Here is a 13,586-nt window from a genome sequence, read left to right as displayed (position 1 = left end):
TCGGCAAACTGCTTCTTCATCCGCTCTCGTCGCTCTTGCGCTTCTACTGAAAGCGGGCGCTTTCTAAAGAACAGTTGTTTTTATTTTCAGCGCCTCAGTAAAACTTCCAATACGAATTTGCTGCCCACATAGGCCAGCATTAAGCTGATAAATCCTATTATGGTCCATATTGCAGCATTCTTGCCTCGCCATGCCGTCATACTTCTTTTCAACAACAATGCTCCGTATATTAACCAGGAAAGAATTCCGAATATTGATTTGTGAGTAAAGGTGAACGGTCTACCGAAGACCTCTTCCGCAAAAAACGTACCGCTGACCACGGAAACGGTTAATAGGATAAAACCGACCCACATCCCTTGGAACATCAATTTTTCGAGACTTAACAACGACGGCAAAAAAGATACCATTAGAGAAAATTTATGTTTGTGAAGGTCTCTACTTAGCCATAAAATCAATACAGACAACAAAGTAACGATAGAAAACATGCTGTAAGCGACTAAGGAAGTACCTATATGCAACATGAACGGCAAATTTTCAATCGAATAGCCTGTATAGCGGCCAGGGAAAACAACCGCCAAGAGTAGCGAAACGGCAGCCACCGGATAAAGCAACAACTGTAATCCTCTGAGGCTATAGAAAAAGCTGCCGGCAAAATACATCACCAACATCAGCCAAACAATGAGATTGAGTGCATACCCGAACCCCATGACCAAGACTTTATCCACCAATACCGGCGATGCCACCATCGCACCGTGTATGAGTGTTGCCGGAGCGAGTATGCTCAATTCAATTTTCAAAGGATAAACGTCGCTATCGCCTTTACTGCGGCATTTCCAAACGAATACCGCCAATGCGGCGTAAACCAGTATCAGCAAAATCAACAAAACAGGCATGTCGGACTTCCCGGGCGCGCATATTCAGAACGGCGCATGTAGTGTAGAATATCGCGATTTTACCAAATATCCGCAGGCCGTGTTTATTTTGAGCGGCCTGCATATCTGCTGTATAGAGAAGGATTCTTTATGTTAGACAATTTAACCAACCGCTTTTATTCGGTTTTCCGAAACATCCGCGGTCAAGTGCATTTGAATGAGGAGAACATTAAACCCGCCCTACGAGAAGTGCGCTTAGCCATGCTGGAAGCCGACGTGGCGCTGCCCGTAGTAAAAGATTTCGTTGCAAGCATCAAGGAAAAAGCCATTGGCAAAGAAATCAGCGACAATCTAACTGCTGAACAAGCCTTTATCAGCGTGGTCAATCAAGCTTTGATTGAATTGATGGGCAAAGAAAACAGTGCGCTTAATTTAGCCAGCGCACCGCCGGCTGTCGTGCTGATGGCCGGCTTGCAAGGCGCGGGTAAAACGACAACCGTCGGTAAACTCTCCCGCCTTCTGAAGCAACAAGACAAGAAAAAGAAAATTCTTGTCGTATCTGCCGACGTATACCGCCCGGCTGCCATTGAGCAGCTCAAATTACTGGCCAATCAAGTGGAGGTTGATTTTTTCCCTTCCGATACCAGCCAGAAGCCGGTAGAAATTGCTCAAGCGGCGCTGAATCATGCCAAACGCAATTTCTATGACGTATTAATGGTTGACACAGCGGGGCGTTTGGCGATTGACGAAGAAATGATGGATGAGATTAAGGCGCTGCATGCCGCGGTCAAACCAGTGGAAACTTTATTTGTCGTCGATGCAATGTTGGGTCAAGATGCGGTCAATACGGCACAAGCATTCAATGAAGCGCTGCCGTTGACCGGTGTTATTCTAACGAAAATGGATGGCGACTCGCGCGGCGGCGCCGCCTTATCGGTTCGACAAATTACCGGAAAACCCATCAAATTCATTGGTGTGGGTGAGAAAATTGACGGGCTGGAAGCGTTCCACCCTGACCGTATTGCCAGTCGTATTCTAGGCATGGGTGATGTATTAACGCTGGTAGAAGATGTTCAAAAAGGGATAGACGAAGAAATCGCCACTGAAATGGCTGCCAAATTGCGCAAAGGCAAAGGCTTCGATTTAAACGATTTCAAAGCTCAAATTCTGCAGATGCGCAAAATGGGCGGTTTAGAAAACATTATGTCTAAAATGCCCGGCGAATTGGGTCAGATTTCCAAGCAAATCCCTGAAGGAACCGCTGAAAAAGCAATGGGGCACGTAGAAGCCATCATCAACTCGATGACGGCGAAAGAGCGCGCCAATCCGGCCTTGCTCAAAGCCAGCCGCAAACGCCGCATTGCTGCCGGCTCGGGCACCACCGTACAGGAAGTAAACAAAATGTTGAACCAGTTTGAACAGTCGCAAAAAATGATGAAAATGTTTAGCGGCAAAGGTTTATCCAAACTGATGAAAATGGCACAAGGCATGAAAGGCAAGTTCCCCGGCTTCTAAATCTTCACGAATACCTTAATGCTGCAATACAAAGCCTGTCTGAAAAGGTTTTCAGACAGGCTTTTGTTCGCACATCCCAAAGGCTTTGGCGCAGCAGGGCAAAATGCCGTAAGATAACACCTTCTTTCATACTGTTTACAGGAACACCTATGTCCCGCTTCCGTACTGAACCGGCCATTGCTTTTTCCGAACAAAACAAAACCGCTATTCTTTTACTCAATCTCGGCACGCCCAAAGAGCCCACCCCGCAAGCTGTCCGCCCTTATTTACGCGATTTTTTATCTGATCAGCGCGTGGTGGAATTGCCTCCCGCCTTATGGCAACCTTTGCTGCACGGCATGGTATTGACTCTGCGCCCCAAAAAAAGTGCGCACGGCTATGAAAAAGTATGGTTTCCCGAAGGTTCTCCGCTGGCGGTGTATACGGAACGACAAAGTGCAGCATTGGCCGAACGCCTGCCCGGCGTATTGGTTCGCCATGCGATGACTTATGGCAAACCTGCTGTATCCGATGTTATCGACGAGCTCAAAGCACAAGGCGTATCGCAGCTTTTGGTTATCCCGCTTTATCCTCAATACGCCGCATCCAGCACCGGCGCCGCCTTGGATAAAGTGTTGGCCGTGCTGTTCCGCCAACGCAATATGATGAGCCTGCGCACAGTGTCTCGCTTTTATCACGATGAAGGTTATATCTACGCCCTATCGCAACAAATACAGGCTTATTGGGCGGAACACGGACGCGGGCAAAAATTAATGTTCAGCTTCCACGGCGTGCCGCAAGCCAGCTGCGACAAAGGCGACCCTTATCTCTACGAATGCAGCGAAACCGTACGCTTACTTGCCCGGCAACTTAATCTGAACGAGCAAGATTATGTTATGAGCTTCCAAAGCCGTTTCGGCCGGGCCAAATGGCTTGGCCCCTCCACACAGGATTTATTGATAGAGCTGCCGAAAAAGCAAGGCGTTACCAAGCTGGACGTTATTTGCCCCGGCTTCATCGGCGACTGTTTGGAGACCATGGAAGAAATTGCCATCGCAGGGCGCGAATCGTTTCATGAAGCAGGCGGCGAGCAGTTCAACTACATTCCCTGTCTCAATACCAATCCACTCTGGATAGAGGCTTTAGCAGAATTGGCCGACAAACATTTACAAGGCTGGATATAAAAATAAAGCCTGTCTGAACATTTTCAGACAGGCTTTTTACCGACAAGCCGATTTACGACAGAATTTTGCCTACCACTTCAGCCACATCTTTCGACAAACCTGCTTTGGCCGCTATATCCTGCAATTGTAACTGCATCAACGCGCGACGCTTCGGTTCCAAGCGTTGGCAAATATTAAAAGCCTGCACCAAACGGGAAGCCACTTGCGGATTAAACGCATCGATTTCTTTCACCTTTTCCGCCAAAAACGCATAACCGCTACCGTTTTCCGCATGGAAATGCGGCACGTTCCGGCTAAATGCACCCAATAATGAACGGGCTTTGTTCGGGTTTTCCAGATTAAACCTCGAATGCTGCAAAGCAGCTTTTACCCGTTCCAAAGTATCAGGTCGATGACTGGAAGCGATAAGAACGAAATATTTGTCCATGACCAACGCTTCGGCATCAAATTTCTCAGCAAACCGCTCCAGCAGCTCGTTGCGCTTTTCATCCTCAACATGATTCACAGCGCTTAACACACCCCATTCATGGGTCATATTTTTTGCCATCTTGTCATAATTGGCCGCGACTTGCCCGATGCGCTCCGGTTTCGCACGTAACAAAAACGCACGGCAGGCATTACGCAAAGTTCGCCAACCGGCTTGTTCAGGATGGTATTCATAAGGCTGTTTCAGGCCGCTACTCTCCTCACGACTTTGCGCGGTTTCATTCTGCATCAGCCATTCAGCTTCGCATTCTTGCGCCATTAAATCCAACAACGTCTCTCTCGCCTGATAAACATGTAACGGATTGATGTTTTCACCGTCAGCCCATAATTCGGCTTCAGCCGGAACTTGCAGCAAAACAGCCTTGAAAGCCGGATCGATATCAGCGCGCAAAACCGTTTTCACCGCCTCTACCAAAGCCTCATGCTTGGGCAATGCGCGCCCTTGCGCCAGAGCCGTAATGTTCTCAGCAATCGCACGCCGGTAAAGCATTTGCCCCGCTTCCCAGCGTGCAAACGAATCCCCGTCATGCGCCAGCAACAAAGTCAGTTCGGCATCGTTATAGGGATAGTTCAGATGCACCGGCGCAGAGAAACCGCGCAGAAGCGAAGGCAAAACCGGTTCGTTTATATCCGTTAACTCAAACTCCTGCTCGGCCTGAGTCAACATCAACACAGCCTCTTGCACGGTTTTTCCTTGATATCCGAACGATACGGCTTCGCCCTTTTTATTCAGTAACCCGATTTTAACCGGTATCTGCATCGGTTGCTTATCTGCCATATCAGGCGTGGGCGGCACATGTTGCCGAATGCGCAAACGAAATACACCGTCTTTCAGACAGGCATCCGCATCAAGCACCGGCGTTCCCGCTTGGCTGTACCACAAGGCGAATTGCGCCAAATCCAAACCGTTGGCATCGGCCATTGCCGCGCGGAAATCATCACAGGTTACCGCTTGGCCGTCATGCCGCTCGAAATAGCGCTTCATGCCTGTCTGAAAACCTTCCTCGCCAAGCAAAGTGTGATACATGCGCACCACTTCCGCGCCTTTCTCGTATACGGTCATGGTATAGAAATTATTCATTTCCACATAAGAGGCCGGACGCACCGGATGCGCCATCGGCCCCGCATCTTCAGGAAACTGATGCTGGCGCAGCAAACGCACGTTGTCGATGCGTCGCACGGCACGGCTGGCTCGGTCTGCGGAAAACTCTTGGTCACGAAACACCGTCAGACCCTCTTTAAGCGAGAGCTGGAACCAATCGCGGCAAGTCACTCGATTGCCTGTCCAGTTATGAAAATATTCGTGCGCAATCACACTTTCCACACCTTCAAAATCCGTATCAGTAGCGGTGCGGCTGTCTGCCAAAACAAATTTGGTATTGAAGATATTCAGGCCTTTGTTTTCCATTGCGCCCATATTGAAGTCGCCCACCGCGACAATCATGTAAATATCCAAATCATATTCCAAACCGAAACGGGTTTCGTCCCATCGCATTGCGTGTTTGAGCGACTCCACTGCAAAGCCGACTTTCCCTGCATCTTCGGCGCGGGTATAAAATTCAATCGCCACTTCGCGACCGCTCATGGTGGTAAACGTGTCTTTAATCAGCACCAAGTCGCCTGCCACCAAAGCAAACAAATAACTCGGCTTTTTAAACGGATCTTCCCATTTTACCCAATGGCGCCCTCCTTCCAATTCACCGCGGCCAATCGGATTCCCATTGGAAAGCATGATGGGGAAACGGTTTTTATCAGCAATAATGGTTGTTGTGAATTGAGACATCACGTCCGGACGATCAGGATAAAAAGTAATCTTACGGAAGCCTTCCGGTTCGCATTGGGTATAAAGATTGCCGCCGCTTTCATACAAACCCATCAATGATTTGTTTTCAGCCGGCGCAAGACGAGTTTCCACTTCTAAAACAAAAGGCTTTGACGGCACATTTTCAATAACCAGCTTTTCATCTGCCAGCCGATAATCCTGCCAAACCGAACCCTCGATTTTCAAGCCCACCAATTCAGCCGAACCATCCAAAATCAACGGCACATCAGACATTTGCGGCTCAATGGCCAAACATGCTTTAACGAGCGTAAAACCGTCGAAAACTTCGAATGTCAAATCAGTTTTGCTTACTAAAAAATCCGGCGAACGATAATCCTTCAAATAATGAACAACATTTTGCTGCATGATTTTTCCTATGGATAAGAATGGTTTTATTATACAGAATGCCTGTCTGAAAAGGTTTCTTTCAGACAGGCATTCAAGTAGAGACAATTGCTGCGATTGTTATATTCGCCGCCAAAGTTATCAATCAACAACCATCACGGCATCAACATGCCGCCGTTAACATGCAAAGTCTGGCCGGTAATGTATTTCGCCTGATCGCTTGCTAAAAACAAAACCGCATCGGCAATATCCTGTGCCTCACCAAATCGGCCTAACGCAGTTTGCGCCTCAAAAGTTTGACGCACTTCCTCCGGCAATGCGCGGGTCATGTCCGTATCAATAAACCCAGGCGCCACGCAATTAACGGTAATGCCGCGGCTTCCCACTTCTCTCGCCATTGATTTGGAAAAACCAATCAGCCCGGCCTTTGCAGCCGCATAATTAGCCTGCCCCGCATTGCCCATCACGCCGACAACAGAAGTAATATTAACCACCCGGCCAAAGCGCTGCTTCATCATACCGCGCAAGACCGCTTTCGAAGCACGGAACACAGATTTCAGATTAACCTGCATAATCTCATCCCATTCCTCTTCTTTCATACGCATCAAAAGATTATCCCGTGTAATGCCCGCATTATTGATCAGAATATCCAGTTTACCGAATGTCTTTTCAACTTCGCCGATAAGGTTTTCAATGCTCTCTGCTTCCGCAGAATTCAGCGCCCGACCTTGACCGCCCCACTCCGCCAGGCGCTCACCAATAGCAACCGCGCCTTGTTCAGAAGTCGCAGTACCGATAACAGTCGCACCAGCTTTGGCTAAAGTATCCGCAATTGCAGCACCGATACCACGTGACGCGCCGGTAACCAACGCAATTTTTCCGCTTAAATCTTGTGAACTCATTTACATTAATTCCTAATTAAGATGATTACTATAGTCGTCTAGATTAACAGTAAACACCACTATAAAACCAATTATTACTGGGGCAGATCAATCGGCGTATACGGTTCAATCCGCAGAATATAATTGATCCAATTGCCAAAACTGTATTTCTCACGAATTGTCTTATCAATCTCGTGATAAGGCTTCTCTAAAAATTTATCAATAGCCCCAAAATCCTGACCATCCCACACTAAAATATTATTCGGATGATAGAAATCGTATTTTAATACATCTGCATTTGTCGTAATCAATTTCTTACGGTAGCCCAGTGCCTCAAATACCCGAAATGACAAACCTTTATGCTCGGAAATTACAAAATCCAACAATACTTTGGCGCGTTTAGCCCTCTGTACATTTTCACTGAAGCTGATTATTTGATCAATCAGCCGTATGTTCTCATTAGGGTAAATACTTTTTGCTAATGCTAACGTACCATGATTCCAAAAAATATTACACTCCAATGATTTTCCTCTATCCTGAGCGTATTGACCAAAAGCTGAGATCATTTTACAACGCGAATCCATATGCGCACCTGTAAAATAAAAATCCACGTCTTCAGAAAGGTTGGTCAAATCATAATCCAAATAAAAGTTAGTGGCTGGGAACAGTGAATAATCCTTTCCTGTTAAATCATCTGAATCAAATACATAACAACGATCAAATAAGGAAATACGCGTCCAAATATCGGGAAATCTGCTCAATCCATCAAACTGATAATTGACCAGACCATGAATCGAGTGCCCTCGTAAAAACTGAAGAAACTGATGACTATAAATATCACCGCTAATTACCAAAGCATAATCAGCTTTATTATTTGCATTGAGTCTTTTGGTAATTTCTTTTTGAAGAACGTCACACTTCAAATCTTTTTTAGCATCTTTATCTTTTAAAATATGCTTTCTAAATTTTACGTTAATCCTTGAACGGAGAGACGGGTAACGAAAATTTGAATCTAATTCTGCAATACTAACTACATTAAATCCATAATATTTCAGATTTGCTTCGATTTCCTTAAAAATCTCAGAAACCGCAGGCATGCCGAACAAAATAGTTTTAGTCATTCAAATATCCAATTTTTACTTCTATATTCTTTTAAGAAAACCATTCTTAAAAAAATCCATTCCGTTTAATCTTTTGATTTGTAAATGTGAATAAAATTACATCTTCCTTGGAGAACAAAGAATTTCCAAATTATAGATGCCTACATTGTTACATAATCTATCGGTAATTCTGGCACACCGGCCGAAGCTTATTTCTTCTTAAAATCCTACCTGAGTATTTCAGCGCTAATGGGTGAAAAATGTCACCTAAGATATTCGTCCACGGAATCGGATAACCTTCATTATCTCCCATCACATTACCCGGAGCAGCTTCTAATGCAGGTGCGTAAGCATCCATCCTTCGGTGTAATTCTTGATACCATTCTCGGGTAAATGGAGTATCCGGCCGACAAATATAGGCACAGTTTCCAACAATTCTGGAAAAATAATTTTCCATATCCTGCATAACCTTACCCGATACTTGCGCCAGATCTGCCGCTTTTTTTTCACAATAGCCAACTAGATAAGCAGCGCTTTTGTCCAAATCATCAAAAAAAGACTGCCATGGAAAACGACATGGTTTAACATCACTATATCCACCGCCCCAATGATGCATAAAATAACAACGCAAATAATCGGATTTATGTACCAATGATAAATACTCATAAGCCGGATGCAATGGCGCTTCAGGCTTAATCCATTCTTGAAGATTATCAGGTGTAATAAGTAAAATAGGAACATCTGCTTTTTCTTCCAAAGCTTTCATTCCAGCCAGTCGGTTTGCCGACATCGGATTATTGCCTGTCCAAAATACGAAAACCCGCTTTTCAACCTGACCGTTTCCTTTTTCCTGACTCAATTCAGTTTGAGAAATAAAAGAGTCCAAATACCGACTACCTTGATAAACATACGGATGTAATGTACTTTTCAATACATTTAAGCAAAATTTGGCCTTATTCATATTTTATTTCCAACGATCTATTATTTCGAGTAAATTTTCTGGTACTTCTTAGGCTTGAACCATTTATAAAACAGTTTCCTTAATGGCTTTTTGTAATACCGACGTTTATGATCTTTATCGGATTTAAAACCTAAAAATAAGTCGCTAAAGTAAATATTATTCTGTTCGTAAAATTCTTTATGCTTGCCATATAAATAAAATAAGTTTTCTGATCGTTTATGCTTGGAAACCTCATCAGTTATCGAGGATTGATTATGCCGCAAGCGATAAAAGAATAAAGGTTCTTTTATTCGGTAAACTTGCGCCCCTCTCCTGATTAAGGAAATAAAAAGCTCCCAATCTTCGAAATACAAAAGTCGTGTGTCAAAACCACCTACTGCATCAAACTCAGACTTTCTAATCAATGCACTGATATAAATACTATTTTCTATCAAAAAGTCTTGGATATCATACGGTGGTAAACTCCAGCTTTGATTTATCCTACCAAACAGTTGTGCCTCTGAATAAACAATACCAATTTCGGGCTGTCTCTCAGCAATTTCAACGCATTTTTCCAAATAAGTCGGAGCTAGCTTATCATCAGAGTCTAAGCAAACCAGATATTTACCTTTAGCATGTGCAATCGCATTTTGCCGCGCAATAACGCAATAGGTATTCTCTTGAAGCAATATGTTAAAACGACTATCCTGCATTGCATATTGATTTAATATTTGCACAGTATGATCTGTTGAGCCATCGTCAATAGCAATAATTTCAAAATTACTATAAGTCTGAGCCAGCAAACTATCTAAGGTTTCCGATAGATATTCTGCTGAGTTATAGCAAGGCACGACAATAGATACCAATGGTATATCTGAATGATCAATAATCATGATTTATCTATCTTTTTATTTCCAAGATACTTTTTTTGACGTCTAAATAAATATTTACGGTAAATTAATCGGTGTATACGGTTCAATATCCAACATGTAGCGTATCCAGTTACTAAATCCATATTTATTTTTAATATCTAGATCGATTGGTTGATAGGGGCGTTGAAGAAAATCAATAAAATCAACAGACTCTTTGCCGTTCCACACCAAAATATTATTCGGATGATAAAAATCATAACGAGCTACCACAGCATTAGTAGTGATAACTTTTTTATCGAAACACAAACCATCGAATATACGAAAAGAACAGCCGGCGTGATCAGGATTAACAAAATCCACCACTGCTTTCGCATCTTGTACTTTTTTTATATTCTCCTCGAAATTCAATATAGTATCGCGATTCAAATAATTAATGCCATCATTACCAAAAATAGTGATGGCACGGTCATCTTTACAATAAATATTAAAATCCAACGGCAACTTCAAGCTACGAGCCGTTTCAATAAATATTTCAGTAGCCCTTTCTCGATTAGCTTCATACCCACCCAGAAAATAAAGGCTGTCTGAAACAGACTTATGCTTTATTGGAAAATCAAAATAAAAATTGCTGGTTGGCCTGAATCCGTATTGCGGGTATTTCTGAATATCTTGCCCATCAAATACGAAAAAACGGTCAAAATAAGCCAAATAATCCAGAATATCAGGAAAACGGTTTATACCGTCCCATTGATAGTTCACACATACACGACTATGTTCGCGGATAGTAGCAATGATTTCTTTCGGATAAATATTGGCACGGATGCATAAAGCATAATCGGCTTTACCACCAGGTAACGCACTGAGCTTTCTTCTAATATCCTGCTGGTAACGAGAAAATTTCAGCTTTTTTTCGTAATTCCCATCTTTGTTGATATGTTTTTGATAAACATTTATGAGGCGAGTGCCCAAGCTCGGATAAAAAGAATCCCTATCGTCATAGCAAAGATTAATTACCTCGAAACCATGAAAACGCAAGTTTTTTTCAATGCATTGATCTAAGCCGTAAAGATATGGAACAGCTAGAATAATGTTTTTTTTCATAACAGACGCTTCATGTATTTCAAACAGATTTGTTCTAATCGAATAATAGTGCCTGTCTGAAAAAACGATTGCAATTAATAGTTAAATATAAAGCAATTAATGGGTTTCAACAAAAGCCATAATTTGTTCGGCATTCGTGAGCGCACTACAAACAGCTTCTTTATTGATACGCTTAGCCAAACCTGCCAGCACTTTTCCCGGGCCACATTCTGCAGATTCGGTAATGCCTTCTGTTACCAATTCATTGACCGTTTCCGTCCATCGAACCGGACTATAAAGCTGACATACCAATGCATCTTTAATTTTGTCTCCATCATCATAAGAAGCTACGTCGGCATTATGGACGACTCGAATTTTCGGCGAAGAAATGGTTATATTTTTCAAAGCTTCAGCCAATTTTTCTGCAGCCGGTTTCATCAAACTGCAATGCGATGGCACGGAAACAGGCAATAATAAAGCACGTTTAGCACCTGCAGCCTTTGCCGAGTCCATTGCCCGCTCTACGGCAGCCACATGGCCGGCAATAACTACCTGACCGGGAGAGTTAAAGTTAACGGCTTCCACTATCTCTCCTTGAGCAGTTTCTGCGCAAATTGCTTTGGCCTGTTCATCTTCTAGACCCAAAATAGCTGCCATCGCACCTATGCCTTGAGGAACTGCATTTTGCATTAGTTCTGCACGTAAACGAACAAGTTTTACCGCATCGGTAAAACTCAACGCTTCTGCAGCAACCAGCGCCGTATATTCGCCCAAGCTATGTCCAGCAACAACTGCAGGCAATTTACCCCCTGCCTCCAGATAAGCACGATAAGTAGCCACACCGGCTGCTAGCATTAGAGGCTGGGTATTAATCGTTTGAGCAATAATTTCAGCATCTTCTCCATTCATCATTGCCCACAAATCTTGATCAAGCGCAGAAGAGGCTTCATTAAAAGTTGTTTTAACGATGGCTTTTCCATCGAAACCACTCATCATATTCAAGCTTTGTGAGCCTTGCCCCGGAAAGAAAAATGCAAAAGACATAAAATTCCTCTAATTTTTTAACAACAAAAGAAAAGACTTCAGCATTGGCTCGTCAACAAAACGAACCAATGCACCATAAGTTACAGCAGCATTAACTAAGGCTATTAACCAAAACATCATAATAAACTGCTGTTTCCTGGTTTTGTGGTGAAACAATGACTGAGCCAACAAACCTCCCGGCCAGCCGCCCAAAATACCTGTAAGGTATAATATGTTTTCCGGCATTCTGCTTTTCTGCTCACACTTGGCACACAAGCGGTTTTTCTTAGCCACCATCTTATCATATCCGTAAAGCATGATTGCGAATAAACTGATCACCAAGTAAATTGCTGCCAACTTCCAAGAAAGCAAGGAAACCCAATACAGATAGACAGCAGCCACAGGGATGCATAACATTAGTTGTCCCCACTTAATACCCGAACCTACTTCCTGCGGCTGGTCGCAATAGAGCCATTCTTCATCTTCACGCAACACCACACGTACTGCTTGTTGCTTAGCATCGGATATAGGTTTGTTACAATAAAAACTGACTTGCAACCCTTCTTTAGGCTTTAAGTTACTATAATGAAACGCTTTAAGATGAAAAAATACCTCTTTACCTTCGATACCACTTTGGATGGACCCGAACCCTTTACTCTCATCCCAACTGACGATTTGCCCTTTTAGCGGTGTAAATGCCGGAAACATCAGATTGTCTTTTGTCTGGGTTTCCATTTTGGTCGCAACTTGCAAAGGTGCAGTCTGTTGTTTGCGCGCGGCATAAACTCTACCAGCATAATTGGAACCCGCATATTGGCGGTCTGCCGCCAAACGGGCGGCCTCTTCCGATTCTTCTATTTCCTGATGCCTCTGATCAAGCTTATCAATAATGCCGATATCGGTCAGCATCCAGTGTTGGTTCTCATGCTTAGCTAAATAACCTTGCAATACGTCTCCGGCCTCCGGAATGCGGGTTCTGTCGTTTAAATATAAGCCTAAGGCAAATACTGGCGTCTGCCGCACACCATAAATACCGTAACCTCCATTATTTTTCATATCCCACATTTTCACCGTAATGCGGATTAAGCTACCCCCTCTCAAAGGTGCTAGTGGCTCGATGGAGGTTGCGTAAAGTCGATTGTTCTCATCTTTACTGACCCGGTAACGCACTTCGTCGCCAACTTTCGGAGTCACATAAAATTCCGGCAGATGCTCGGCAATCAATAAGATATTTTCACTGACACTTTGACTATCATGTCTGATAGAACCGATTTTTTGGTGGTTAAACCAATGCGCAACCGTACCATAATATTCCTGAGCATGCTTCAATGTTTGAGTCATCAGCAGTTTACCCGTAAAAATCCGTCTAAAATGTTTTCAGACAGGCATTATTGTTTATAACTTTTATCAAACCGCAATTTTAATTTAATTCTTGGGGCTGTCCTAGATAACTAGGACAAATCATGCTTTACTAATTGTTTTAAAAT

General features: G+C 43.6%; 11 protein-coding genes. 2 read left to right on the top strand and 9 right to left on the bottom strand.

Translation table 11 applies throughout. The features are described from left to right. Nucleotides 1-86: 86 nt before the first annotated feature. Nucleotides 87-893: an inner membrane protein YpjD gene (gene ccsA / locus Q4A84_RS10860; protein WP_303088955.1), complete on the bottom strand. Its 807-nt coding sequence runs from the start codon at nucleotides 891-893 to the stop codon at nucleotides 87-89. A gap of 129 nt (nucleotides 894-1,022) precedes the next feature. Between ccsA and ffh the strand changes: the two genes are divergently transcribed. Together ffh and hemH are read left to right on the top strand one after the other, a co-directional pair. Next, nucleotides 1,023-2,387: a signal recognition particle protein gene (gene ffh, locus Q4A84_RS10855; protein ID WP_303088954.1), complete on the top strand. Its 1,365-nt coding sequence runs from the start codon at nucleotides 1,023-1,025 to the stop codon at nucleotides 2,385-2,387. Between the two features lie 149 nt (nucleotides 2,388-2,536). Continuing rightward, nucleotides 2,537-3,550, top strand: coding sequence for a ferrochelatase (gene hemH / locus Q4A84_RS10850; protein WP_303088953.1), 1,014 nt, complete (start codon nucleotides 2,537-2,539; stop codon nucleotides 3,548-3,550). Nucleotides 3,551-3,602: 52 nt separating this feature from the next. On the opposite strand, the gene pepN is transcribed toward hemH, so the two are convergent. From pepN to Q4A84_RS10810, 8 genes are all read right to left on the bottom strand, one after another. Then, nucleotides 3,603-6,224, bottom strand: coding sequence for an aminopeptidase N (pepN, locus tag Q4A84_RS10845; RefSeq protein WP_303088952.1), 2,622 nt, complete (start codon nucleotides 6,222-6,224; stop codon nucleotides 3,603-3,605). Between the two features lie 134 nt (nucleotides 6,225-6,358). Next, nucleotides 6,359-7,105 (bottom strand): 3-oxoacyl-ACP reductase FabG, encoded by a 747-nt coding sequence (gene fabG / locus Q4A84_RS10840; RefSeq protein WP_303088951.1) that lies wholly within the window; start codon nucleotides 7,103-7,105, stop codon nucleotides 6,359-6,361. 74 nt (nucleotides 7,106-7,179) lie between these two features. Then, nucleotides 7,180-8,205, bottom strand: a complete 1,026-nt coding sequence (locus tag Q4A84_RS10835; RefSeq protein WP_303088950.1) for a hypothetical protein — start codon at nucleotides 8,203-8,205, stop codon at nucleotides 7,180-7,182. A gap of 157 nt (nucleotides 8,206-8,362) precedes the next feature. Continuing rightward, complete coding sequence (locus Q4A84_RS10830; protein WP_303088949.1) at nucleotides 8,363-9,145, bottom strand: hypothetical protein; 783 nt, start codon at nucleotides 9,143-9,145, stop codon at nucleotides 8,363-8,365. Between the two features lie 20 nt (nucleotides 9,146-9,165). Then, a complete protein-coding gene (locus tag Q4A84_RS10825) occupies nucleotides 9,166-10,017 on the bottom strand; it encodes a glycosyltransferase (RefSeq protein WP_303088948.1) in 852 nt (283 codons plus the stop codon). A 54-nt stretch (nucleotides 10,018-10,071) separates the two neighbouring features. Continuing rightward, on the bottom strand, nucleotides 10,072-11,097 hold the full coding sequence (locus Q4A84_RS10820) for a hypothetical protein (protein WP_303088947.1): 1,026 nt from the start codon (nucleotides 11,095-11,097) through the stop codon (nucleotides 10,072-10,074). Nucleotides 11,098-11,193: 96 nt separating this feature from the next. Then, the gene (gene fabD, locus Q4A84_RS10815) at nucleotides 11,194-12,120 is read right to left on the bottom strand and encodes an ACP S-malonyltransferase (protein ID WP_303088946.1); all 927 of its coding nucleotides are present in this window, start codon (nucleotides 12,118-12,120) and stop codon (nucleotides 11,194-11,196) included. Between the two features lie 9 nt (nucleotides 12,121-12,129). Next, nucleotides 12,130-13,440, bottom strand: a complete 1,311-nt coding sequence (locus Q4A84_RS10810) for a DUF1294 domain-containing protein (RefSeq protein WP_303088945.1) — start codon at nucleotides 13,438-13,440, stop codon at nucleotides 12,130-12,132. Nucleotides 13,441-13,586: the final 146 nt, after the last annotated feature.

This window comes from Neisseria sp. (genome assembly GCF_030527965.1).
GTDB lineage: Bacteria > Pseudomonadota > Gammaproteobacteria > Burkholderiales > Neisseriaceae > Neisseria.
Note: the sequence above shows the minus strand (reverse complement) of the source record. Positions and strands in the feature narration are given on the sequence as shown.